Raw genomic sequence first — 23,843 nt, 5'->3', positions numbered from 1 at the left:
CCGGTCAGTGGATGCCGCCCATCAGGTTCCGGATCTGGCGGGTGAACATCACCGCGGCCAGGCCCAGCACCACCGAGGCCAGCCCGAAGGTCAGGAAGTACACCGGCTGCGACCAGGCGTCGGCCAGCCGGGCCACCTGGCCGCCGATGGCGTCGCCGACAGCGGTGGCCAGGAACCACAGGCCCAGCATCTGACTGGCGTACTTGACCGGGGCCAGTTTCGTGGTGGCGGACAGGCCGACCGGGCTCAGCGACAGCTCACCGGCGACCTGGATCGCGTACACCGCGACCAGCCACAGCGGTGAGACCAGGTCGCCGCCGACGGCGGCCCGCGCGGCGGCGGCCATCAGCACGAACGACAGACCGTTGAGCACCAGGCCGACCGCGAACTTCGTGGGCGTGGACACCCGGTGCCCGAGCTTGAGCCACAGTGCGGCGGCCAGCGGCGCGCCGATGATGATGAGGATCGGGTTCACCGACTGCAGCCAGGACGCCGGGAAGGTGAACCCGCCCACCGAGCGGTCGGTCTGATCGGCGGCGAAGATGTTCAGCACCGACCCGGCCTGGTCGTAGATGAGCCAGAACGAGGCGGCGAACAGGAACAGCCACACGTACGCCTTCATCCGGCTGCGTTCGGTGCTGCTGATCTCCCGGTCGGTGAGGATCCGCGCGAAGTAGCCGACTGTCACCAGCACCGTCACCACGGTCAGCAGGTTGACCACCGTGTCGACGGTGAACCAGCCCGCCAGCAGCAGCACCAGCAGCGCCGCGAGCACCACGACGCTCGCCACGCCGATGCGGGTCAGCGCGCGCCGCCGGTCCGCGCCGAGCAGCGGGTCCGCCGGGCGGGCGCCCGCGTCGCCGAGGTTGCGGCGGCCCAGCACGTACTGGAGCACGCCGAAGGTCATGCCGACCGCTGCGGCGCCGAACCCCAGATGCCAGTTGATCTTCTCGCCGAGGAAGCCGGTGATCAGCGGCGCGATGAACGCGCCCAGGTTGATGCCCATGTAGAAGATGGAGAACCCGGCGTCGCGGCGCGGCGAATCCCGCTCGTACAGGTCACCGACCATGGTGGAGATGTTCGGTTTGAGCAGGCCGGTGCCCACCACGATCAGCGCCATGCCGGCGAACACGCTCCACCCGGTGGGGATCGCCATCACATAGTGGCCGGCGGCGATCACCACGCCGCCCCACAGCACGCTGCGCCGCGCGCCGATCAGCCGGTCGGCCACCCAGCCGCCGGGCAGCGCCATCAGGTAGACCATGGCGTTGTAGGTGCCGTACACGGCGTTGGCGCTGGACTCGTCGATGTCGAGGCCGCCGTCGGCGACCGCGGCGGTCAGGTACAGCACCAGGATCGCCCGCATGCCGTAGAAGCTGAACCGCTCCCACATCTCGGTGAGGAAGAGCGTGGACAGCGCACGGGGATGACCGAAGAAGGTCTTCCCGGCGGGTGGTCGGGCCCCTACCGGCGCGTCACTGCTCATCGTCACCTCCGGCACGCAAACAGGTGGCTAACATCCCCGTTGGCAGGCGAAACACTCCACCGATTCGGCCCGGCCGGGGACGACCCCGCCGGGCAGCTGTCATGGCCGGTTACCCTTGGTTCCTCCGACCCGCGTACGGCCCTGCCGTCGTGGGTGGGGAATGGGCGAACGGTGACCGGCCGTTACACCTGAAGACCAGCACCACGGACGAGGGGAAGTCGATCATGGGCGAGCGCATGCTGCGCGGTAGCCGGCTGGGCGCGGTCAGCTACGAATCCGACCGCAACACGGAGCTCGCGCCGCGCCAGACCCGCGAGTACCTCTGCGCCAAGGGCCACCAGTTCGAGGTGCCTTTCGCCGTCGACGCCGAGGTCCCGACGACCTGGGAGTGCAAGTTCGACGGCAGCGTCGCCCGCCTGGTCGACGGCACCGAGCCGGAGCAGAAGAAGGCCAAGCCGCCGCGTACGCACTGGGACATGCTGCTGGAGCGGCGCTCGATCGCCGAGCTGGAGGACATCCTCGCCGAGCGGCTCCAGGAGGTCCGGACCCGCCGCGGCCGCGCCTGAGCATCCCGCACGACCGAAAGCGCCCCCGGGATCACCCGGGGGCGTTTCGCTGCCCGGGTGAGGACAGTCGCCACTTCGGGGAGATGGCGGTATCCGGGCCACGGTGATGCCACCACTCCCCCGATCCGGTGTTTGATCACGGGGCCGGGCAGGGCTGGCACGGGCCGGCAGGGGCGTGGGCCGCTGATCCGCCGCCCGTGGTGCTGGCTCGCGCGCCATGGGCGGCGATCCGCCGCGCGTGGTGTCGACTCGCGCGCCTGGCCGGCAACCCGGCCGCCAGTTCGGGGAGGTGGGTGTATCCGGGCGGCAGTGATGCCACCACTTCGCCGAGCTGGCGTCGATCATGAGGTCGGGCAGGTGAGGGCGGGCTCCCTCTGAGGGCCGATCCGCCGTGCCAACTCACTGTCAGCCCGCCACTTCCCCGAACTGGTGCCGATCATGGGGCGGGGGGTGACCGCGGACGGCTGATCCGCCGCGCGTCGAGTCGATTCGCCCGCCGGCCGGTGAATGGGCCCACCTCGGGGAGGTGGGTGTATCCGGACCGCGGTGATGCCACCACTTCGCCAAGCTGGTGTTGATCATGCGAGCGGACCACCCGTGCACGGGCTCCTTGGCGACGACCCGTTACCCGCGCGCCGGTCGGTGGGTGAGGGCGGGGCTCGCCCTGCCAAATCGAGCGTCGGACCGCCATTTCGGGAAGGTGGCGGGGTCGGGCGTGCCCTGATGTCCCCACCTCCCCGAAATGGTGTCAATCATGGGACGGGCGGGAGGCCCTGGACGGCTGATTCGCCGCACGTGAGCAAATCCGGGTGTTGGGTCGGTGAACGGGCCGTCAGTTCGGGGAGGTGGCGTGGTCGGGCGCGGTCTGATGCCGCCACCTCGGCGAAGTGGAGTTGATCAAGCCAATGGCGCGGGGGCGCGCGTCAGCGGTCGACGATCTCGCCCTCGATGGCCTTGCCCGGGTCGGTGACCGGCTGGGGCGAAGGCGCAGGACCGGGCGACGGCGACGGTGTGGGCTGCGGGCTCGGCTGCGGCGCGCCCCGGTACACCCGTACCCGGCGCGGCCCGAACAGGTCACCGGCGACCATCGACGACACGCGCCGCTCGGTGGCCCGGCGCACCCCGCCGCCGGCCACCCGGCGCAGCGGCGGCAGCAGCAACAGCAGGCCCACCACGCCGCTGACCAGGCCCGGCATCGCCAGCAGCAGCGCACCCAGCAGACCCACCAGCCCGTCGGTCACCTCGGGGCCCGGCGGTCGGCCGGCCTGCGCCGCGGCCCGGAATCCGCGCCACGCCCGCATGCCTTCGCGGCGCAGCAGCACCAGGCCCAGCAGGGACGCCCCGAACACCAGCAGCACCGCCGCGCCGAACCCGACAGCCCGGCCGACCAGCACGAAAACGGCCAGCTCCAGCAGCGACAGCAGCAGCAGGGCCGGTGGTACGTACTTCAGTCCTCGGCGCATCTCACCTCATCCGCCCGGGGTCATCACGCCCCTCAAGCATGACACGCCCCGGCTCAAGGCCAGCGGGCGAGCGCGTCCGGGCGGGCCTGCACTGTCGCCAGGCGGTCCCGCAGCCCCCACCGGGTGACCCGCCACAGCGCCTCCACCACGATCAGCGGGCTCATCTTGCTGTCGCCGTGTTCCCGCTCGGCGAACGTGATCGGCACCTCCACGATGCGTACCCCGGCGCGGTGCGCCAGCCGGGACAACTCCACCTGGAACGCGTACCCCTGGGAGCGCACCGAGTCCAGGTCGATGGCGTCCAGCGCGCTGCGCCGGTACACCCGGTAGCCGCCGGTGGCGTCGCTGACCGGCATGCCCAGCGCCAGCCGCGCGTACAGGTTGCCGACGCGTGACAGCAGCAGCCGCCGCCACGGCCAGTTCAGCACCCGCGCGCCGCGGGTCCACCGGGAGCCGATCACCACGTCGGCGTCGCGGGCGGCGTCCAGCAGCGCCGGCAGGTCCTCCGGCGCGTGCGAGCCGTCGGCGTCCATCTCCACCACCGCGTCGTAGCCGCGTGCCCGGGCCCAGGCGAAACCGGCCAGGTAGGCCGCGCCCAGCCCTTCCTTGCCCGCCCGGTGCAGCACGTGCACCCGCGGGTCGTTCCCGGCGAGGGAGTCGGCGATCGCGCCGGTGCCGTCGGGGCTGTTGTCGTCGGCGACGAGCACGTCGACAGCCGGCGCCGCCGCGCGTACCCGGGCGACGATGCGCCCGACGTTGTCGGCCTCGTTGTAGGTGGGGACGACCACGAGGACCCGTCCCACACCGGGATGGCCGGCCGTCCGCCTGTCGGCTACCACACCCACCGTCGCACCGCCTCCCGCTCGTCGGCTCAGCCGGGAGCGACCTCCCGGCGGCGGCGCAGCACGGCCGCGCCGACCAGGGCCGCGACCGCCAGCGCCGTGAGCGCCACCTCCGGCCACACCCCGGCCGTCGTCGCCGGGGTACGCCCGTTGCCGAGTTCCATCTGCCGCACCACCACCGCGGCGGTGTTGAACCCGGTCGCACCGTCTACCCGCCCGTCGGGGGAAATGAACCCGGACACCCCGACCGTGGAGGCCATCAACGCGGCCCGGCCGTGTTCCACCGCCCGCAACCGCACCATGGCCAGCTGCTGGCGGGCCTCGGCCACGTCGAACGTGGCGTTGTTTGTCTGCACCACCAGCAGCTGCGCGCCGCCGGTCACGGTGTCCCGGACGATCCCGTCGTAGGCGACCTCGAAGCAGATCACGTCGCCGAGGACCGCCGCGCCGGCGTCCACCACGCCGGGCCGGTCACCGGGCACGAAGTCGGAGCTGACCCGGTCGACCTGCGAGCTGACCATGCGGGCGACCGAACGCAGCGGCACGTACTCGGCGAACGGCACCGGATGCCGCTTGACGTACGTCTGGTCCAGGTCGACGCCGGCGCCGGGCCGCCACAGCAGCCCCACGTTGCGCACCTGCCCCGGTTCCGGTCCGGCGAGCACCGCGCCGACCAGGATCGGCGCGCCGATCGCGTCGGCGGCCTGGGCGATCCGCTCGCCCGCGCCCGGGTTGCGCAGCGGGTCGATGTCGCTGGAGTTCTCCGGCCACACCACCAGGTCGGGGCGGGGCTGCCCGCCCTCGGTGACCCGCTCGGCCAGCTCCAGCGTGGCGTCGACGTGGTTGTTCAGCACCGCCTGCCGCTGCGCGTTGAAGTCCAGCCCGAGGCGCGGCACGTTGCCCTGCACGATCGCGACGGTGACGGTGCCGCCCGCGCCGCGTACCTCGGCCGGCACTGCCGGTCCGGCGGCGAGCAGCGCGACCAGCGCGGCGGTGAGCCCGGCCACCGGCCGCCACTGCCCGGGCGCGCGACGCCAGTCCCGCCAGGCCACGGCGACCAGGATCCCGCCGGCGACCGCTACCGCGAACGTGACCAGCGGCGCGCCGCCGAGCGCGGCCAGCCGCAGCAGCGGCGACGTGTCCTGGCTGAACGCCAGCCGCCCCCACGGGAACCCGCCGAACGGGGTCCGGTCGCGCAACGCCTCCTGCGCCACCCACAGCACGCCGGTGAGCAGCGGCCACGCCGCCCGGTGGCGGTCGGCCAGCGGCGACACCCAGGCGGTGGCGGCGCCCAGCAGCGCCAGGTAGGCGGCCTGCAGCAGCGACAGCAGCGCCCACGGCAGGTAGCCGGTGTGCAGGTTCGTCCATTCCAGCAGCGGCGCGAACAGCGCCACACCGGTGAGGAAGCCCAGCCCCGCGCCGGCGCGCAACCGCCGCCGGTGCGCGGCGGCGGCCAGCAACGCCACCCCCACCGGCGCCAGCGGCCACATCCCGTACGGCGGGAACGCCAGCAGCAGCGCCACCCCGGCCAGCACGGCGGCCGGCACGGCCAGCGTCAGCGGCAGCGCGCCGCCGTCGCCGCGTGCCCCGTCGGTGGCACGCGGCTGTTCCCGGTCCAGCATCGTCACCGGCACCTCACCACGATCACGGGCCGAAGGCTACCCGCCCGCGGCGGCGCCGGGCCGAACCGGTGTGGGGCGCGCCACCGGCGGGGTGGGACGTGCCGCCGCGCGCCCCGGCAGGCGACAATCGGGCCCATGCGGTTCGGTGTGCTCGGCGCGACGCAGGCGTACGCGGCCGACGGCAGCGCGCTTCCCGTCGCCGGTGAGCGGCTACGCGCCCTGCTGGTGCTGCTGCTGCTCGACGCCGACCGCACCGTGCCGCCGCGGCGGCTCATCGACGGCGTCTACGGCGACCGGCCCCCCGAGCAGGCCGCGAACGCCCTGCAGTCGCAGGTGTCGCGGCTACGGCGGCTGCTGCCCGGCGCGCACATCGAGTTCGGCCCGGCCGGTTACCGGCTGGCCGTCGACCCGCAGCGGGTGGATGTACACCGGTTCACCCGGCTGGCCGCAGCGGGACGGGCGGCGCTCGCCGACGGCGATCCGCGCGGCGCGGCGGCGCTGCTGCGCGAAGCGCTCGACCTGTGGCGCGGCGAACCGCTGGCCGACGTCACCGGGGCGCCGTTCGCCGACGCCGAGGCGGCCCGGCTGCGCCAGCTGCGCCTGGCGGCGATCGAGGACCGCGTGGCGGCGGACCTGGCGCTCGCGCCACCCGGCGCGCCGCTGATCGCCGAGCTGCGGGCCCTGGTGGCGGCGCATCCGCTGCGGGAGCAGCTGCACGGTCTGCTGATGCGCGCCCTGCACGGCGCGGGCAGCCGCGCCGAGGCCCTCGCCGCGTACGCCGACGCCCGCCGGGTGCTCGCCGAGGAGCTGGGCGCCGACCCGTCCGCGGAGCTGGTCGCGTTGCACGCCACGCTGCTGCGCGACGACCCCGCGCCACCGGCGCGCCTGCCCACCCCGCTGACCAGCTTCGTCGGCCGGGAACGGGAGCTGCGGCGCGTCCAGGAGCTGCTCGCCTCGGCGCGGCTGGTGACGCTGCACGGGCCCGGCGGCGCCGGCAAGACCCGGCTGGCCACCACCGCGGCGGCCCGGCACGACGGGACGGTGTGCCTGGTGGAGCTGGCCGCGGTGACGCCCGGCTCGCCGGTCGCGTCGGCGGTGCTGACCGCGCTGGACCTGCGCGACGCCGGGCTGCGGGCCCCCGACGGGCCCCGCGACCTCACCGACCGGCTGGTGGCGGCGCTGGCCGGCCGGCGCCTGCTGCTGGTGCTCGACAACTGTGAGCACGTCATCGACGACGCGGCCCGGCTGACCGCCCGGCTGCTCGCCGCTGCCCCCGGACTGCGGGTGCTGGCCACCAGCCGGGAGCCGTTGGGCCTCACCGGTGAGGCGCTGTGCCCGGTCGGCGGCCTCGCCATCCCGGACGCGCCGAGCACACCGGAGACGGCCGCCGCGTACCCGGCGGTGCGGCTGTTCGCCGACCGGGCCGCCGACGTGGCGCCCGGGTTCATCCTCGACGCCGACACCACCCCGGCGGTGCTGCGGATCTGCCGCACCCTCGACGGGCTGCCGCTGGCCCTGGAGCTGGCGGCGGCGCGGCTGCGGGCCCTGCCGGTTTCGCAGGTCGCGGCCCGGCTGGACGACCGGTTCCGGCTGCTGCGCCGCGGCGACCGCACCGCCGCGCCCCGCCACCGCACGCTGGAGGCGGTCGTCGGGTGGAGCTGGGACCTGCTCGACGAGCCGGAACGGCTGCTGGCCGCCCGGATGAGCGTGTTCGCCGGCGCCGCCGACCTGGCCGCCGTGCAGGCGGTGTGCGCGCCGGACGGCGGTGACGTCCTGGACGTGCTCGCCGGTCTGGTGGACAAGTCGCTGGTCGAGGCGACCGGTGGCCGGTACCGGATGCTGGAGACGATCCGCGAGTTCACCGCCGCCCGGCTGGCCGAGCGCGGCGAGACCGGACGGATCCGCGACGCGCACGCCGCGTACTACCTGGACCTGGCACAGGCCGGCGACGCGGCGCTGCGCGGCGGCGGCCAGGAGCGGTGGCTGCGCCGCCTCGACGCCGCCCGCGACGACCTGCACGCGGCGCTGCGGCACGCGGACACCGCCACCGGGTTGCGGCTGGTCGCGGCGCTGACGTTCTACTGGTGGCTGCGGGGCCTGCGCGGGGACGGCGCGGCGCTGGCCCGGCGGCTGGTCGACCGGCTCGACGGCCCGCCCGACGGCCTGGCCGAGGAGTACGCGCTGACGCTGCTGATCGCCACGCTCGCCGGTGGCGGCGAGCGCAGCGAGGTCGACGCCGCGTCGCGGATCCTGTGGACCATGGCCCGGCCGCCCCGGCATCCGTTCCTGCTCTACCTGTCCGGCATGGCCAGCGGCCCCCCGTCGCCGCAGGACGCGGCGGCGCTGCACGAGCAGGCCGTCCGGGACCGGCTGCTCGGCGCCGACCCGTGGAGCCGGGCGCTGGGCATGCTGGGCACCGCGATGGTCAGTCTGCTGCACGGCCGTCACACCCAGGCCCGCGCCGACCTGGACGGCGCGCTGGCCGGTTTCCGGGCCCTCGACGACCGCTGGGGCATGATCGTGACGCTGTCCACCCACGCCGAGGCGGCCTACCGCACCGGTGACGTCGCGTCGGCGGCCGCGCCGATGGCGGAGGCCCTGGAGCTGGCCGAGCAGCTCGGCTCCACCCTGGACCTGGCGGAACTGCTGCGGACCCGCGCCGACGGGCGGCTCGCCGCCGGTGACCTGACCGGCGCGGCCGAGGACTTCGGGCGGGTGCGGCGCATCGCCGGGCCGGCCGGCGCGCCGGAGCTGGTCGCCGCCGCGTACCTGGGGCTCGGCGAGATCGCCCGCCGCGACGGCGACCCGCAGCGGGCGCGGACGTTGTGCGAACGGGCGGTCGCGCAATGCCCGTCGGGCTGGTTCGGCGCCGATGTGGTGCGGCTCGCGGCGCTGGTGACGCTCGGGCAGCTCGCCGACGCCACCGGCGACCCGGCTGCGGCCCGCGCCCACTACCGGCAGGTCCTCACCGCCGGTGTCGGCGTGTGGGACGTGCCGGTGGTCGCCGCGGCGGCCGACGGGCTGGCCGGGCCGCTGCTGCGCGACGGCGACCCCGAGTCGGCGGCCCGGCTGCTGGGCGCGGCGGCGGCGCTGCTGGCCGGCACCGGCGCCGCCGACGCCCCGGCCGGCACACCCACCGCCGTCACGCTGCGGGAACACCTGGGTGAGGCGGCATTCGCCAGCGCGTACGCCCGGGGCGCGAACCTGCCCCGGCAGCGGGCGCTGGCGCTGGTCGACGGGCGCTGACCGGCGCGGCGCGGCCCGGTGCGCGCGCGGTACGCGCCCGGTCAGCGGCGCCGGTGACGCTGACCGGCATGACCGACGACACGACGGCCGTGCTGGCCGACGGGATACGAAAACGGTACGGCCGAACCACCGCCCTGGACGGCTTCGACCTGGCCGTGCCGGCCGGCACCGTGTACGGGGTGCTCGGCCCCAACGGCTCCGGCAAGACCACTGCGGTGCGGATCCTCACCACGCTGCTGCGCTTCGACGCCGGCCGGGCCCGGGTGGCCGGGCACGACGTCGCCACCGACCCGGGCCGGGTCCGTGCCGCGATCAGCCTGACCGGCCAGTACGCGGCTGTCGACGAGGTGCTCAGCGGGCGGCAGAATCTGGTGCTGTTCGGCCGGCTCCGGCGGCTGTCCGCGCGCCGGGCCCGCCGCCGCGCCGACGAGCTGCTGGACCGCTTCGGCCTGACCGAGGCGGCCGACCGGTCGGCCGGCGGCTACTCCGGTGGGATGCGCCGCCGCCTGGACCTGGCGGCCAGCCTGGTGGTGCCGCCGCGGGTGCTGTTCCTCGACGAGCCGACCACCGGCCTGGACCCGCGCAGCCGCAACGGTCTGTGGTCGGCGGTGCGGGAACTCGTCGCCGACGGCACCACCGTGCTGCTGACCACCCAGTACCTGCAGGAGGCCGACCACCTCGCCGACCGGGTGTGCGTCATCGACTCCGGCCGGGTGGTCGCCGAGGGCACCCCGGAGCGGCTGAAGGCCCGCATCGGCGCCGACCGGCTGGAGCTGGTGGTCCGCGACGCGGCGGACCTGCCCGCCGCGGCCGCCGTGGTGGAACGCGCCACCGGCACGGCGGTGACGGTGGACGCCGAGCTGCGCCGCGTCGACGCGCCGGTGACCGACCGGATCGCCGTGCTGACCGCCGTGCTGCGGGCCCTGGACGACGCCGGGGTGGCGGTGGAGGACGTGCTGGTGCGCCGGCCGACGCTGGACGAGGCGTTCCTGCGCCTCACCGGCGCCGACGCGCAGCGGGTGGGGGTGGCGTCGTGAGGGCGCTCGCCGACGGGTGGTTGATGGCCGGGCGGAACATGCGCCACGTGGTCCGCGCCCCAGAGGAGATCATCCTCTACTTCAGCCTGCCGATCATGTTCGTGCTGGTGTTCGGCTACGTGTTCGGCAGCGGCATGGCCGTGCCGGGCGGCGGCAACTACCGGGAGTTCCTGCTGCCCGGGGTGTTCGTGATGACGATGCTCTACGGCCTCGGCGCGACCGCGTCGGCGATCGCGGTGGACGCCGGCCGGGGCGTGGTGGACCGGTTCCGGTCGCTGCCGATGGCCCGCTCGGCGCTGCTGTCCGGCCGGGCCGGCGCCGACCTGGTACGGGCCTGCCTGGAGATGACCACGCTGGTGGTGTGCGGGCTGCTGGTGGGCTGGCAGTGGCGCGACGGCGTCGGCCCGGCGCTGGCCGCGGTGGCGCTGATCCTGCTGCTGCGCGTCGCGATGACCTGGGTGGGCATCCTGTTCGGGCTGCTGGTGCCGAACCCGGACACGGTCGCGGTGGTGGTGTTCCCGCTGGCGTTCCCGCTGACCGCCCTGTCCAACGTGTTCGTGGCGCCGGAGCTGATGCCGGACTGGCTGGGCGCGATCGCCGCCTGGAACCCGCTGTCGGCGACGGTGGCGGCGGCCCGGGACCTGTTCGGCAACCCGGGCCTGGGCGGGGACTCGTGGCCGGCCCGGCACGCGCTGGAACTGGCGGTCGCCTGGCCGCTGGCGCTGATCGCGGTGGCCGCCCCGGCGGCGGTGCGCCGCTACCGGCGGCTGGGCCGCGGACGGGGGAATCGGGGGGATGAAATCGGGGCGCGGCCGAAGCCGCGCCCCGATGCTCCCAGGCCCTTCCCGGCCGGTGGGGCGAAGACGATCGGCGCCGACCTTCGGACCGACCCGACGTGGACTGGCTGCCCCCGCCTGGCCGTTGTCTACTGGCCGTGCCTCTCACCTTGCCCGTACACCGGTAACCGCGACCGGTTCGCGCCGCCCCGCCGACCCCCGCCCGCTGGACCTGGCCGCCGCAACCTTCCGGTCGCTCGGCCAGCGGACGAAGGGACGAAGCGAACAACAGCCGCTTCCCGTGGTAGGACTCAAAGACGGTACGGCGTGGACCCCCGCCGCTGTCAACCTACCCCGGCCTGTCGTGTGTTGCGACACGGCGTGTCGCGTCGGCGCGTCTCGATTCCCGAGCGCAGTTCAGGCACCCAGATGGCGGCGCAGCATCGCCGCCGCCGCACCCGGATGGTCGGCGGCGAGCAGCCCCGCGGCGGCCAGCACGTAGTCCACGTCGACGACCGGGCGGGCCGCCCGCGGCAACGCCCACCCGCCCGCGTGGTCGGTGAGCACCGCGTCGAGCACCGCCGCCGCGTCGCCCGGGTCGGCGTGCCGCAGCACCCCACCGGAACCGACGAGCAGCTTCACCTCCCGCAGGTCCCGCCCGGCCCGCTCCCCCGTCGCCGCGCCCCGGGCGTGCCGCCGCAACGCCACAGTCGCCGCCAGCGCCGCGATGCGCCGGTCCGCGGCCCGGTCGCCGTCACCGGCGGGCAGGAACCCCGGGTCGGCGGCCCGCAGCGCCGCCGCGGCCGCCAGCTCCGCCTCGTCGGCCGGGTCGAGCAGCCGCTCCTCGACCGCGGCGCGCACCACACCCGGCGCGCTCCACCGCATACCCAGATCCCCCTCGACGGTACGGGCCCGCCACAGCGTCCCGGCGACCTCCTGACTCGGGCCGCTGTCCCGCTCGTCGGGCGTGAGCACCGAGTACACGTCGGTGGTGGCGCCACCCACGTCCACCACGGCCAGGTCACCGCCGAGGGTGCCGGCGAGCACCTCCACGCCGGTCAGCACCGCGTCCGGGGTGGCGGCGCGGACCAGCCGCGCGAACCGGGTACCCCGGGACAGTCTCTTGCCGCCGATGACGTGCCGCAGAAACACCTCGCGGATCGCCGCCCGCGCCGAGGACGGCTCCAGCACCCCGATGCGGGGCAGCACGTTGCCCGCCACCGTCACCGGCACGCCCGCCGCGGCCAGCAACGCGTGCAGGTCGTCGCGCACGTCGGCGTTGCCGGCGAGGACCACCGGCACCCGGAACCGGGCCTTCGCCAGCCGCGTCGCGTTGTGCGTCACCGTCTCGGCGTCCCCGCCGTCGGTGCCGCCCACGAGCAGCACCACGTCCGGGCGGGCCGCCCGCAACGCCGACACGTCCGCCCCGGACAGTCGCCCCGCCGCCACGTGCACCACGTTCGCGCCCGCCGACAGACCGACCCGCCGGCCCGCCTGAGCGGTCACCAGCGGCTCGTAACCCACCACCGCCAGGCGCAGCCCACCCCCGGCCGACGAACACACGTACCAGGGCGCCTCACCGGCCCCGGCCGACGCGAGGGCCGCGCCGACCGCGGCGTCCAGCCCGTGCAGCACATCCGTGCCCACAGTCGTCGGCGCCGACGCCGCCGCGACCAGGCGGCCGCCGTCGAGGTCCACCACCGCCGCCTTCGTGTACGTCGACCCGACGTCGGCGCAGACGACGACGCTCACGCCGGGCTGCCCTTCGTTCGCAGGGCTCGCAACACCGGCTCGCTCCTCGCGCTCACGCCGACGGCGGGACGACCACCGAGCCGGTCGCGGTGACCGCCACGATCGGCTCGTCGAGCACCTCGGCGGCCGACTCCCCCTTGTCCGGGCGGCCCCGGCACACCACCGTCGCGGCGAAGTCGATCGTGCGGCTGCGCGTGCCCACCCGGGTCACCGTCGCCGTCACCTCCAGCACGTCACCGGCCTTCATCGGCGCCCGGAACTGCACATCCGAGTACGACGCGAACAACCCCTCGTCGCCGTCGGTGCGGATGCACACCTCGGTGGCCACGTCCCCGAACAACCCCAGCGCGTACGCCCCGTCGACCAGGTTCCCCGCGTAGTGGGCGTGGGAGTACGGCACGTACCGGCGGTGGGTGACTGTCAGACCGACACGCGGATCGCTCATGCGACGTTCGCCTTCCTGGAAGTGATCAAAGCGTGGACGAGGTAACTGGCGACCTCGCCCGGAGTGGTGCCACGGCCGAAGATCCGGTCCACGCCCAGCTCGCCGGTCATCGTCTCGTCGAACCTCGGCCCGCCGACGATCAGCAGCGGCCGCCGCCCGGCCGGCATCGCTTCCCGGAAGGCCGCCGACATCTCCCGCGTGTTGTGCAGATGCGCGTCGCGCTGCGTCACCACCTGCGACACCAGTACCGCGTCGGCGCGTTCCCGCCGGGCCGCCTCGACCAGCTCCGGCACGCTCACCTGCGCGCCGAGGTTCGTGACCTTCAGCTCCCGGTAGTACTCCAGGCCCTTCTCCCCGGCGATGCCCTTGACGTTGAGGATCGCGTCGATGCCGACGGTGTGCGCGTCGGTGCCGATGCACGCGCCCACCACCGACAGCTTGCGGCGCAGCTGCCGCTTCACCAACGCGTTGACCTCCTTGGCCGACAGCAGCGGGTAGTCGCGCTCCACCACCTGCACCTTCGCCAGGTCCACCAGGTGGTTCACCCGCCCGTACACCACGAAGAACGTGAATCCGTCACCGATCGGCTTGGCGTGCACCAGCATCGCCGGGTCCATGCCCATCTTGTTTGCCAGCTGCACCGCCGCGCCCTCGGCCCGCTTGTCGTGCGGCACCGGCAACGTGAACGACACCTGCACCATGCCGTCACCGGTGGTGTCCCCGTACGGCCGCACAACGGTCTTCTCGCTCACCGGGTCTGCTCCAGGATCTCCGTGGCCGGGTTGTAGTAGTCCGCCTCGTGCCGCGCCACCCCGTCCAGGCCCTTCCCGCGGTCCGCGGGCCGCTTCATGATCCCGAACGTGCCCTCGGCGATCGCCGTCAGCAACGACTGGTCCCCGATGCGCTCCAACAGGTCCACCGCCTCACCCAGCACCCGGTGCGCCCGCGCCTGGATGAACCCGCCCGGCGCCGGCACGAAGTCCTCGTGCAACCCGCCCGCCGCGCCCAGCACGTACCGCACGTTCTGCAACGCGATGTCCCGGTCCGACAACCACGGCGTCACCACCGCCTCGGTCATCATCCCGACCAGCAGAATCCCCTGCCCGGTCATCGTGCCCACCAGGTTGAAGAACCCGTCGAGCAGATTGCCCCGGAACACGTCCCCGGTCATGTGCTTCGTCGGCGGCATCCACTTCAACGGCGCGTCCGGGAACAACTCCCGCGCCAGCAACGCGTGCGCCAGCTCCAACCGCAACGACTCCGGCACATCCGGGTTGATCTCGAACGCGTGCCCCAGCCCCAACTGCCAGTCCGCCAGCCCCGCCTCGTGCGCGAAGAACTCGTTGAGCAGCTGCGACACCGTCACCGTGTGCGCCTCGTCCACCGCGTCCGCGGTGGTCAGGTAGTTGTCCTCACCGGTGTTGATGATGATCCCCGCCCGCGCGTGCACCTGCCGCGAGAACCGCTGGTCCACGAACGTCCGGATCGGGTTGATGTCGCGGAACAGGATCCCGTACATCGAGTCGTTGAGCATCATGTCCAGCCGCTCCAGGCCGGCCAGCGTCGCCATCTCCGGCATGCACAGACCCGACGCGTAGTTCGTCAGCCGCACGTACCGGCCCAGCTCCTTCGACGACTCGTCCAGCGCCGCCCGCATCAGCCGGAAGTTCTCCTGCGTCGCGTACGTGCCGGCGAACCCCTCCCGGGTCGCCCCCTCCGGCACGTAGTCCAGCAGCGACTGCCCCGTCGACCGGATCACGGCGATCACGTCCGCGCCGGCCCGCGCCGCCGCCTGCGCCTGCGGAATGTCCTCGTAGATGTCACCCGTCGCCACGATCAGATAGATCCACGGCCGCTGCGCCGGATCCCCGAACCGCTTGACGAGCCGGTCCCGCTCCACACGCCGCCGGTCGATGCTGCGGATCCCCGCCGCCACCGCCTTGCGCGACGCCCGCCGCGCCGCCGTCGCCGCCTTGCCCGACGGCTGCCCGAACCGCACCGACCCGGCCGCCGCCTTCTGCGCCAGCAACGTCACGTCCGCGATGCCCTCCCGCGCCAGCGCGTCGAACACCGGCGCCGCCACCCCGTGCCCCAGGCCCACGTCCGCGACCACCGCGTCCACGAGCCGGTTCACCCACGGAATGCCGTCCGGATCCGCGCCGGTCACCCCGGCCAGCCGCAGCACCGCCCGCTCCACCGACACCGTCGTGTGGCTACGCGCCAGATCCACCACCGGCTGCCCGGCCCGGCGCGCCAACTCCCGCGCCCGCGCCACCAACGCCGGATCCAGCCCAAGCTTGCCTGTCACGAAGACCCTTCCTGATAGATCACGTCACCGCGCAACACAGTGGCCCGGCACACCGGCAGCGGCGTCGGATCGTCCGCGCCCCGCAACTCCGGATCCTCGGCCTGCACCACCGGCAGCCCTCGCTCCACCCCCGCCGGGGTGTCCCACACCGCGAACGTCGCCGGCGCCCCCAACGCCAGCACACCCTCGTTGTCCAGGTGCACCGCCCGCCAGCCACCGCGCGTGTGCGCCGCGAACGCCGCCCGCACACTCATCCGCTGCGCCGGATTGTGATGCGCCGCCGCCGCCCGCACCGAACCCCACGGATCCAGCGGCGTCACCGGCGAATCCGACCCGAACGCCAACGCCACCCCGACACCGTGCATCGCGCCCATCGGATTCGACTCCAGCGACCGCGCCAACCCCAGCCGCGACTCGTACATCCGGCCCGCACCGCCCCACAACCTGTCGAACGCCGGCTGCATCGACGCCACGATCCCGTACTCCACGAACCCGGCGATCAACGCCTTGCTCATGATCTCCGCGTGCTCCACCCGGTGCCGCGCCGCCCGCAACCGGTCCGTGCCCACCGACCGCGCCGCCAGGCCGAACCCCTCCAGCACCGTCCCGATCGCCGCGTCCCCGATCGCGTGGAACCCGCCCTGCAACCCGTGCGCCGCACAGTCCAGCAGATGATCACGGACCTGCTCCGCCGACACGTACCCGTGCCCGCACGCCCCCGCCTCACCGTCCAGGTACGCCGCCGACACGTGCGCCGTCCGCGACCCCAGCGCCCCGTCGGCGAACAGGTCCCCACCCGCGCCCACCGCGCCCAGCTCCCGCGCCTTCGCCGCACCCAGCAGCTCACCCCAGTACCCGTACACCTCCGGCACCCCGGCCCCCGAGATCGCCAGCAGCCCGGTGAAGTCCTCCTCGTCGGAGATGTCCGGCCCACCGCACTCGTGCACCGCCGCGACACCCAACGACGCCGCGTGTTCCAGGGCCCGCCGCTGCGCCGCCACCCGCTGCGCCCGCGTCACCGACGCGAACGCCGCCGCCCGCACCACATGGTGCGCGTCGCGCCGCAACCACCCCGACGCCTCGTACCCGGCCGCCGACACCACCTCCGGGCACGCCGCCAGCAACGCCGCCGACACCAGCGCCGAATGGATCGACGCCTGCGACAGATACACCCGCCGCCCACCGGCCGCCCGGTCCAGCGCCCCCGCGTCCGGCAACGACGGGTCCGCCCAGGCCGACTCGTCCCAGCCGTGCCCCAGCACCACCGCATCACCCGGCAGGCCCGCCGCGAACGCCGACACCGCCTCCAGCAGCTCACCCGCCGACCGCACCGCCGACAGATCCAGCCCCGACAACGCCAACCCGGTATCCGTCGCGTGCACGTGCGCATCGACGAACGCCGGCGTCACCAGCGCACCGCCCAGCTCCACCACCCGCTCCGCCCGCGGCGCGTCCGCGTCCGTGCCCAGCCAGGCGATCCGCCCGTCGCGCACCAGCAGCGCGGTCGCGCTCGGGTCGGCCGGACAGTGCAGCACTCCGCCGCGATACAGCGTCGAGGGGTTCGTCATGGTCTCAGTCTGCCGCCAGACGGGCCTCGAACAGACCGCGCACCCCCGGCTCGGACCGCAACAGGTCCAGCGCCAGCGCCGCGTGCCCCGGCACGTACCCGTTGCCCACCAGCATCGTCACGTCCGCCGCCAGGCCCTCCGCGCCCAGCGCCGCCGCCGCGAAGCTCGTCGCCATCGAGAAGAAGATCACCGTACCGCCGTCCGCCGTGGCCAGGACCGCGCCGTGCTCACACCCCGGCACGTCCACGCACACCACAGTCACGTCCGCCGGCACACCCAGCGCCGTCGTCACCGCCGTCGACAGCCCCACCGGATCCCGCGCGTCGGCGAGCGCCACCACGTCGGCCAGCCCGGCCGCCGCCAGCGCGTCCCGCTCCGCGACCACCGGCACCACCCCGACGGTACGGGCGGCGCCTGCCCGCCGCGCCGCCGCGAGCGACAACGACCCGCTCTTGCCGGCCCCACCGATCACCGCCACCGACACCGGACGCGGATCACCATCCCGCGAGCGCCGCGCCACCTGCTCGGCCACCACCCGCGCCGTCAACGCCGGCGCCCCGCACACGTCCAGCACGGCGAGGGACAACTCCGGGTGCAGGTCCGGCGGCAGCACCGCGGCGATCGACCGGGCGAACAGGATCGCGTGCCCGTCGCACGGCACCTGCTCGCTGCGCCCGTCCCAGCGGGCCAGCCCGTCGGTGATCGCCAGGGGCGTCAGCGTCAGCGACACGAGCGTCGCGACCCGGTCGCCCGCCCGCAGCCCCAGCGGCGAGCGGCGCCCCGCCTCTTCCACCGTGCCGATCAGCATGCCGCCGGAACCGGTCACCGGGTTCTGCATCTTCCCCCGGGTCGACACGATCTCCAGCACCTCGGCGCGGACCTTGTCCCCGTTCCCGCCGTGCTTCTCCGCCAGCTGCCGGAAGCTCGCCGCGTCCAGGTTCAGCCGCTCGACCCGGATCCGTACCTCGTTCGCCGCGATCCGCGGGTCCGGGTCCAGCCGCCAGGCCGCCTGCGGGAGCACCCCCGCCGGTTCCACGACTCGGTGCAGACCCACCGGTGACGTCACGCCGACCCCCTATGTCCAGCCGCCCGAACCCCCGGTCAGGGCTCGCGTCGCGGGAAAACTTCCGGCAGACTAATTTCTTCACCGCAGATTTTCCAGTAGCCTACGCATCCGTTGATCACCCCGCACGCTGACGAGGAGGGGCCGTGACCCAGACCCAACCGGTGGAGACCATCCCGACGCCCCGCCCCACGCCGACCGCCGTCCCGACCGCCGGCCAGCCCTACGAATACCGCCGCGCGCCCCTCGTCGAACCCGACTGGACCCGCTTCCCCGGCTGGCGCCACGTCACCCGCGACCAGTGGGAAAGCGCCCAGTGGCAGCGGGTCAACTGCGTCAAGAACATCAAGCAACTGCGCGCCGTCCTCGGCGACACCGTCGACGAGACCTTCTACGCCGACCTGGAGGCCGACCAGAAGGCGCTGGCCACCATGTCCATGCTGGTGCCGCCGCAGATGCTCAACACCATGGTGCCGCATCAGCCGATGAGCACCGAGGCGCTGCTCGCCGACCCGATCCGCCGCTACATGATCCCGGTCGCGTCCGACCGCCGCACCGACTGGCCGTCGCACCCGTACGCCAGCCGCGACAGCCTCCACGAACACGACATGTGGGTCGCCGAGGGCCTTACCCACCGCTACCCCACCAAGGTCCTCGCCGAACTGCTCTCCACCTGCCCGCAGTACTGCGGGCACTGCACCCGGATGGACCTGGTCGGCAACTCCACCCCCGCCGTCGACAAGCTCAAGCTCACCCTCAAGCCCGTCGACCGCTACGACGCCCACATCGCCTACCTCAAGGCCCACCCCGGCGTACGCGACGTGGTCGTCTCCGGCGGCGACGTCGCCAACGTGCCCTGGCGCAACCTCGAGTCGTACCTGATGCGCCTGCTGGAGATCGAGACCATCCGCGACATCCGGCTCGCCACCAAGGCGCTCATGGGCCTGCCCCAGCACTGGCTCCAGCCCGACGTGGTCGAGGGCCTCGAACGGGTCGCCCGCACCGCCGCCCGCCGCGGCGTCAACCTGGCCATCCACACCCACGTCAACCACGCCCAGTCGCTGACCCCGCTGGTCGCCAAGGCCGCCCAGACCGCGCTCGACGTCGGCGTACGCGACGTGCGCAACCAGGGCGTGCTCATGCGTGGCGTCAACGCCACCAGCGCCGACCTGCTGGACCTGTGCTTCGCGCTGCAGGGCGAGGCGGGCATCCTGCCGTACTACTTCTACATGTGCGACATGATCCCCAACGCCGAGCACTGGCGCGTCCCGGTCTGGCACGCCCAGCAGCTCCAGCACGACATCATGGGCTACCTGCCCGGCTACGCCACCCCGCGGATCGTCTGCGACGTGCCGTTCGTCGGCAAGCGCTGGGTGCACATGCTCACCGACTACGACCGTGAGCGCGGCATCTCCTACTGGACGAAGAACTACCGCACCTCGATCGAGTCGGCCGACCTGGAGGCGCTGAACAAGCGCTACGCCTACTACGACCCGATCGACACGCTGCCCGAGGCCGGCCAGGCCTGGTGGCTCGCGCACCGCGACGACTGACCCCGGCCACCGGGACGCACGACGGCGGGCCACCTCTGCAAGAGGTGGCCCGCCGTTCGCGTACTCACTTGTTGAAGGCGTCCTTGACGTCGCGGCCCGCCTGCTTGGCGTGCTCCCCGGCCTGCCGGGCGCGCGCCGTGCTCTGCTCGGAGGCGCCCTCGGCCCGCAACCGCTCGTTGTCGGTGACGTCGCCGATGCGCTCCTTGGCCATGCCGCTCATCTCCTGGGCCTTGTTCTTCGCCTTGTCGGTGAAGCTCATGTCGCCCTCCCTCGTCCGGCTACGCCTTGCCCTTGTCGCGTCCCCGGTGACTGTCGGGTCAAACGTTGTTGACCGACGCACATCGCGTAAGCCGTCCTAGGATAATAGGTTGAAGCCTCGGTGCCCGGGCCGACGCGGCTTCGCCGTGGTTGACTGGGCCGGTGAACGAGATCCTGCTGATCCGGCACGGCGAGACCACCTGGAGCGCCGCCCACCAGCACACCTCGTACACCGACCTGGAGCTGACCCCCGACGGCGAGCGGCAGGCGAGGGCGCTGGGCCCCCTGCTGGCCGGCCGGCGCTTCGCCCGGGTGCTGTCCAGCCCCCGGCAGCGCGCCACCAGCACCGCCGCCCTGGCCGGGCTCACCGTGGACGCGATCGAGCCGGAGCTGGCCGAGTGGGACTACGGCGAGTACGAGGGACGCACCACCGCGGACATCCAGCAGGAGCGGCCCGGCTGGTCGATCTGGACCGACGGCGGCACCGGCGGTGAGTCACCGGAGCAGGTCGGCGCCCGCCTGGACCGCGTGCTGGACCGGGTCGCGCCGCTGCTGGAGCAGGGCGACGTCGCGCTCGTCGGGCACGGGCACAGCCTGCGGGTGCTCGGGGCGCGCTGGATCGGGCTGCCGCCCTCGGCCGGCGGGCTGCTGCGCCTGGACACCGCCACGCTCAGCGTGCTCGGTCACGAGCACGGCCGGCGGGTGATCAGGCGGTGGAACCTGCCGGCTCCGCCGACGGGCGGGGACGCCCCCGAACGGTCAGCTCGCCATTGATCTTCGGCGGCCGGTTCTCGTACGGCGTCGACAGCACCACAGTGGTGCGCGTGGTGACGTTCGCGGAGGTGCGGATCTCCTGCAGCACCCGCTCCAGATCGGCCGGACCGGCCACCCGTACCAGCAGGAGGTAGAAGTCCTCCCCCGCCACCGAGTAGCACGAGTCGATCTCGGGCAGGTGCGCCAGCCGCTCCGGCGCGTCGTCCGGCTGCGACGGGTCGAACGGCCGGATCGCCACGAACGCGGTCAGCGGCAGGTCCAGCGCCTCGAACGACACCCGCGCGGCGTACCCCTTGATCACCCCGCGCTGCTCCAGCCGGCGGACCCGCTGGTGCACGGCCGACACCGACAGGCCCACCCGCTCGGCCAGGTCCGTGTACGACAGCCGACCGTCCCCGGTCAGCGCGGCGACGATGGCACGGTCGATCTCCTCCACGCGGTGCACCCTAGCCGGAAAAGCGCTCCCACGTCGTACCCGGCCCGCCGGGGTGACGCTCAGCGCGCCGTCCGGTCGCGCACCGCGTCCGCGGCGTAGTTCAGCACCTCCGCCATGTCCTCCTCGTCCAGGAACGGCAGATCGGTGAGGATGTCGGTGACGGACATGCCCTCGGCCATCATGGCCAGCAGGGTGGCCACGGGGATGCGCGACTGCCGTACGCAGGGCGCACCCCCCATGACGTCGGGGTCGGCGGTGATCCGGGGGAAGGTCACCGCGACAGGCTAGCCCTTGGCCAGCGCGCGCGAGATGACCAGCCGCTGGATCTGGTTGGTGCCCTCCACGATCTGCAGCACCTTCGCCTCGCGCATGTACCGCTCCACCGGATGGTCGGCGACGTAGCCGGCGCCGCCGAGCACCTGCACCGCGTCGGTGGTCACCCGCATCGCCACGTCGGTGGCGAACAGCTTCGCCTTCGCCGCCTCGATCGAGTACGGGCGTCCGGCGTCGCGCAGCCGCGCGGCGGCGAGCGTGAGCGCCCGCGCGGCGGAGATCTGGGTGGCGGCGTCGGCCAGGTTGAACCCGAGCCCCTGGAAGTCGATGATCGCGCGGCCGAACTGGCGGCGCTCCCGGGCGTAGCCGACCGCGTAGTCCAGCGCGCCCTGGGCCAGGCCCACCGCGCACGCGGCGATGCCCAGGCGGCCGGAGTCCAGCGCCGACATGGCGATGGTGAAGCCCGTGCCCTCGCCGCCGATCAGCCGTTCCGCCGGCACCCGGGCGTCGTCGAACGCGATCTGCGCGATCGGCGAGGAGTGCAGGCCCATGGTGCGCTCGGCGGCCTGCGGGTGGATGCCCGGCGTGGCCCGATCGGCCAGCAGGCAGGAGATGCCCTTCGGGCCGGGACCGCCGGTGCGGCAGAAGATGTTGTAGAAGTCGGCCACCTGGGCGTGCGTGATCCACGCCTTGGTCCCGGTCACGACGTACGCGTCGCCGTCGCGCGCCGCCCGCGTGGTCATGGCCGCCGCGTCCGAACCACCCTGCGGCTCGGAGAGACAGTACGCCCCGAGCAGCTCCCCGCCGATCATGTCCGGCAGCAGTTTGCGCTGCTCGTCGGTGCCGAACTGGGCCACCGGATAGCAGGACAGCGTGTGCACGCTGACCGCCTCGGCCACTGCGAGCCACCGGCTGGCGAGGATCTCCAGCACCTGCAGGTACACCTCGTACGGCTGGGCGGCGCCGCCGTGCTCCTCGGCGTACGGCAGGCCGAGCAGGCCGGACCGGCCCAGCGTGCGCAGGACCTCCCGGGGGAACTCGGCGCGGGCCTCGAAACCGGCGGCGGCCGGGGCCAGCTCCCGGTCGGCGAGTTCGGTGGCGAGGTCCAGCAGGTCGCGGGCCTCGTCGGTGGGCAGGATCCGGTCGACGTTCATAGCGCGATGAGCTCCGTGGGGGTGGTGTTGAGCCGTTGCCCGCCGTCCGTTGTGCAGACGACGATGTCCTCGATCCGGGCGCCGTGCCGCCCGGCGAGGTAGATCCCGGGTTCGACCGAGAAAACCATGCCGGCCTCGAGCGGCCGGGCGTTGCCCGTCACCACGTACGGCTCCTCGTGGCCGTCGAGGCCGATGCCGTGCCCGGTGCGGTGCAGGAAGGCGTCGCCGAAACCGGCGGCGGTGATGGCGTCGCGGGCGACCGCGTCGATGGCCTCGGCGGTCACGCCCGGCGCGACGGCGGCCACGGCGGCGCGCTGCGCCTCCCGCAGCACCGCGTAGTAGTCGGTGAACTCGGCGGGCGCCGGGGCACCGGCCACGTACGTGCGTGTGCAGTCGGAGCGGTAGCCCGACGGCATGGTGCCGCCGATGTCGACCACCACGGGCTCGCCGACGCCGATCGGGCGGTCCGAGACGCCGTGGTGCGGGCTCGCGCCGTTCGGGCCGGCGGCCACGATGACGAAGTCGACGGTGGCGTGTCCGGCGGTCCGGATCGCGGCGGCGAGGTCGGCGGCGACCTCCCGCTCGGTGCGGCCGGGACGCAGCCACTCGGCCATTCGCAGGTGCACCGCGTCGATCGCGGCGCCCGCCTCGGCCAGCGCCGCCACCTCGGCCGGCGACTTGCGGATCCGCATCTCGCGCAGCACGTCGGAGGCGAGCCGCTGGGCCGCGCCGGGCAGCACGTCGCGCAGCGCGAGGACCTGCTGTGCCCACATCCGGTCGGCCAGCCCCACCGCGCGGACCGGGCCGGGCAGCGCCGCGCGCACCAGCGGCCACGGGTCGGCGCCGTCGGCGTGGTCGACGATCCGGTACCCGGCGCCCGGCGCGGCCTCGGCGTCGGGTCGCTCCAGCACCGGCACGATCAGCGTCGGCTCGCCCTCGGCGGGCAGCACCAGGCAGGTCAGCCGCTCCCCCTCGCGGGCGTCGTAGCCGGTCAGGTAGCGCAGGTCCGAACCCGGGGTGAGCAGCAGCGCGTCCAGGCCCGCCGCGGCGGTGGCGCGCTGGGCGTCGGACAGCCGCCCGGCGGGGTACAGATCGTCGATTCCCACAGCCGAAGCTTAACGGTCGTTTGGGCCAGGGTGGGAATCCGCTTGATGCTCGCACACACCTGACATCCGGTCCGCCTCGACCTTCGTCATCCCGGACGCCTGCAACAGCTCCCCC

Annotated in this window: 20 protein-coding genes and 1 pseudogene; 6 read left to right on the top strand and 15 right to left on the bottom strand. The window is 74.0% G+C overall.

The features are described 5' to 3' along the window. Nucleotides 1-4: 4 nt before the first annotated feature. Entirely contained in the window at nt 5-1,486 is a 1,482-nt protein-coding gene (locus FHU28_RS19250; protein WP_184685932.1) for a peptide MFS transporter, read from the bottom strand. A 224-nt stretch (nt 1,487-1,710) separates the two neighbouring features. On the opposite strand from FHU28_RS19250, the gene FHU28_RS19245 reads away from it, so the two are divergent. Further along, on the top strand, nt 1,711-2,052 hold the full coding sequence (locus FHU28_RS19245; protein ID WP_007070998.1) for an RNA polymerase-binding protein RbpA: 342 nt from the start codon (nt 1,711-1,713) through the stop codon (nt 2,050-2,052). Nucleotides 2,053-2,975: 923 nt separating this feature from the next. Here the strand turns inward: FHU28_RS19245 and FHU28_RS19240 are convergent. From FHU28_RS19240 to lnt, 3 genes are read right to left on the bottom strand one after another with little or no spacing between them, the layout of a single operon-like run. Further along, entirely contained in the window at nt 2,976-3,515 is a 540-nt protein-coding gene (locus tag FHU28_RS19240) for an FxsA family protein (RefSeq protein WP_184685931.1), read from the bottom strand. A gap of 53 nt (nt 3,516-3,568) precedes the next feature. Further along, a complete protein-coding gene (locus tag FHU28_RS19235; protein ID WP_184685930.1) occupies nt 3,569-4,360 on the bottom strand; it encodes a polyprenol monophosphomannose synthase in 792 nt (263 codons plus the stop codon). Nucleotides 4,361-4,386: 26 nt separating this feature from the next. After that, complete coding sequence (gene lnt, locus FHU28_RS19230; protein WP_184689708.1) at nt 4,387-5,985, bottom strand: apolipoprotein N-acyltransferase; 1,599 nt, start codon at nt 5,983-5,985, stop codon at nt 4,387-4,389. 129 nt (nt 5,986-6,114) lie between these two features. On the opposite strand from lnt, the gene FHU28_RS19225 reads away from it, so the two are divergent. The 3 genes and pseudogenes from FHU28_RS19225 to FHU28_RS19215 all read left to right on the top strand — a co-directional run. Further along, nucleotides 6,115-9,225: an ATP-binding protein gene (locus FHU28_RS19225; RefSeq protein ID WP_184685929.1), complete on the top strand. Its 3,111-nt coding sequence runs from the start codon at nt 6,115-6,117 to the stop codon at nt 9,223-9,225. 68 nt (nt 9,226-9,293) lie between these two features. Further along, nucleotides 9,294-10,262: an ATP-binding cassette domain-containing protein gene (locus FHU28_RS19220; protein WP_184685928.1), complete on the top strand. Its 969-nt coding sequence runs from the start codon at nt 9,294-9,296 to the stop codon at nt 10,260-10,262. 23 nt (nt 10,263-10,285) lie between these two features. Continuing rightward, nucleotides 10,286-11,038, top strand: a pseudogene (locus tag FHU28_RS19215) (ABC transporter permease); the annotation flags it as partial. Between the two features lie 417 nt (nt 11,039-11,455). Here the strand turns inward: FHU28_RS19215 and FHU28_RS19210 are convergent. The 6 genes from FHU28_RS19210 to kdd are packed head-to-tail and all read right to left on the bottom strand — an operon-like array spanning nt 11,456 to nt 18,177. Continuing rightward, nucleotides 11,456-12,790, bottom strand: a complete 1,335-nt coding sequence (locus FHU28_RS19210) for a glutamate mutase L (protein WP_184685927.1) — start codon at nt 12,788-12,790, stop codon at nt 11,456-11,458. Nucleotides 12,791-12,842: 52 nt separating this feature from the next. After that, nucleotides 12,843-13,235, bottom strand: coding sequence for a 3-aminobutyryl-CoA ammonia lyase (gene kal, locus FHU28_RS19205; RefSeq protein WP_184685926.1), 393 nt, complete (start codon nt 13,233-13,235; stop codon nt 12,843-12,845). Beyond that, on the bottom strand, nt 13,232-13,987 hold the full coding sequence (gene kamE, locus FHU28_RS19200) for a lysine 5,6-aminomutase subunit beta (protein WP_184685925.1): 756 nt from the start codon (nt 13,985-13,987) through the stop codon (nt 13,232-13,234). The genes kal and kamE overlap by 4 nt, the downstream gene beginning before the upstream one ends. Continuing rightward, nucleotides 13,984-15,543 carry a lysine 5,6-aminomutase subunit alpha gene (gene kamD / locus FHU28_RS19195; RefSeq protein ID WP_184685924.1) on the bottom strand — a complete coding sequence of 520 codons (1,560 nt, stop codon included), beginning with the start codon at nt 15,541-15,543 and terminating at the stop codon, nt 13,984-13,986. Before kamD ends, kamE begins: the two co-directional genes overlap by 4 nt. Next, nucleotides 15,540-17,111 carry an amidohydrolase gene (locus FHU28_RS19190; protein WP_184685923.1) on the bottom strand — a complete coding sequence of 524 codons (1,572 nt, stop codon included), beginning with the start codon at nt 17,109-17,111 and terminating at the stop codon, nt 15,540-15,542. The genes kamD and FHU28_RS19190 overlap by 4 nt, the downstream gene beginning before the upstream one ends. Before the next feature lie 4 nt (nt 17,112-17,115). Further along, nucleotides 17,116-18,177 carry an L-erythro-3,5-diaminohexanoate dehydrogenase gene (gene kdd / locus FHU28_RS19185; protein WP_311773618.1) on the bottom strand — a complete coding sequence of 354 codons (1,062 nt, stop codon included), beginning with the start codon at nt 18,175-18,177 and terminating at the stop codon, nt 17,116-17,118. 143 nt (nt 18,178-18,320) lie between these two features. Here kdd and FHU28_RS19180 point away from each other — a divergent pair, with 143 nt between their 5' ends. Then, nucleotides 18,321-19,727: a KamA family radical SAM protein gene (locus FHU28_RS19180; protein WP_184685922.1), complete on the top strand. Its 1,407-nt coding sequence runs from the start codon at nt 18,321-18,323 to the stop codon at nt 19,725-19,727. Between the two features lie 64 nt (nt 19,728-19,791). Here FHU28_RS19180 and FHU28_RS19175 read toward each other — a convergent pair whose 3' ends face one another. Continuing rightward, nucleotides 19,792-19,986: a CsbD family protein gene (locus tag FHU28_RS19175; RefSeq protein ID WP_073829538.1), complete on the bottom strand. Its 195-nt coding sequence runs from the start codon at nt 19,984-19,986 to the stop codon at nt 19,792-19,794. 161 nt (nt 19,987-20,147) lie between these two features. On the opposite strand from FHU28_RS19175, the gene FHU28_RS19170 reads away from it, so the two are divergent. Beyond that, complete coding sequence (locus tag FHU28_RS19170) at nt 20,148-20,759, top strand: histidine phosphatase family protein (RefSeq protein WP_184685921.1); 612 nt, start codon at nt 20,148-20,150, stop codon at nt 20,757-20,759. Here the strand turns inward: FHU28_RS19170 and FHU28_RS19165 are convergent. Genes FHU28_RS19165 through FHU28_RS19150 form a run of 4 tightly spaced genes read right to left on the bottom strand, consistent with a single transcriptional unit; the run spans nt 20,692 to nt 23,728 of the window. Then, nucleotides 20,692-21,195, bottom strand: a complete 504-nt coding sequence (locus FHU28_RS19165) for an Lrp/AsnC family transcriptional regulator (protein WP_184685920.1) — start codon at nt 21,193-21,195, stop codon at nt 20,692-20,694. The genes FHU28_RS19170 and FHU28_RS19165 overlap by 68 nt on opposite strands. Nucleotides 21,196-21,254: 59 nt before the next feature. Continuing rightward, nucleotides 21,255-21,470 carry a DUF433 domain-containing protein gene (locus FHU28_RS19160; protein ID WP_030502405.1) on the bottom strand — a complete coding sequence of 72 codons (216 nt, stop codon included), beginning with the start codon at nt 21,468-21,470 and terminating at the stop codon, nt 21,255-21,257. Nucleotides 21,471-21,479: 9 nt separating this feature from the next. Continuing rightward, a complete protein-coding gene (locus tag FHU28_RS19155; RefSeq protein ID WP_184685919.1) occupies nt 21,480-22,622 on the bottom strand; it encodes an acyl-CoA dehydrogenase family protein in 1,143 nt (380 codons plus the stop codon). Then, complete coding sequence (locus FHU28_RS19150; RefSeq protein ID WP_184685918.1) at nt 22,619-23,728, bottom strand: M24 family metallopeptidase; 1,110 nt, start codon at nt 23,726-23,728, stop codon at nt 22,619-22,621. Before FHU28_RS19150 ends, FHU28_RS19155 begins: the two co-directional genes overlap by 4 nt. Nucleotides 23,729-23,843: the final 115 nt, after the last annotated feature.

The sequence above is a fragment of the Micromonospora echinospora genome (assembly GCF_014203425.1).
Classification (GTDB): Bacteria; Actinomycetota; Actinomycetes; order Mycobacteriales; family Micromonosporaceae; genus Micromonospora; species Micromonospora echinospora_A.
Note: the sequence above shows the minus strand (reverse complement) of the source record. Positions and strands in the feature narration are given on the sequence as shown.

Excerpts from the sequence above, each read along its gene's own strand:
- FHU28_RS19250 (WP_184685932.1), bottom strand. The coding sequence starts at position 1,486 with ATGAGCAGTGACGCGCCGGTAGGGGCCCGACCACCCGCCGGGAAGACC.
- FHU28_RS19245 (WP_007070998.1), top strand. The coding sequence starts at position 1,711 with ATGGGCGAGCGCATGCTGCGCGGTAGCCGGCTGGGCGCGGTCAGCTAC.
- FHU28_RS19240 (WP_184685931.1), bottom strand. The coding sequence starts at position 3,515 with ATGCGCCGAGGACTGAAGTACGTACCACCGGCCCTGCTGCTGCTGTCG.
- FHU28_RS19225 (WP_184685929.1), top strand. The coding sequence starts at position 6,115 with ATGCGGTTCGGTGTGCTCGGCGCGACGCAGGCGTACGCGGCCGACGGC.
- FHU28_RS19220 (WP_184685928.1), top strand. The coding sequence starts at position 9,294 with ATGACCGACGACACGACGGCCGTGCTGGCCGACGGGATACGAAAACGG.
- kal (WP_184685926.1), bottom strand. The coding sequence starts at position 13,235 with ATGAGCGATCCGCGTGTCGGTCTGACAGTCACCCACCGCCGGTACGTG.
- FHU28_RS19190 (WP_184685923.1), bottom strand. The coding sequence starts at position 17,111 with ATGACGAACCCCTCGACGCTGTATCGCGGCGGAGTGCTGCACTGTCCG.
- FHU28_RS19175 (WP_073829538.1), bottom strand. The coding sequence starts at position 19,986 with ATGAGCTTCACCGACAAGGCGAAGAACAAGGCCCAGGAGATGAGCGGC.
- FHU28_RS19155 (WP_184685919.1), bottom strand. The coding sequence starts at position 22,622 with ATGAACGTCGACCGGATCCTGCCCACCGACGAGGCCCGCGACCTGCTG.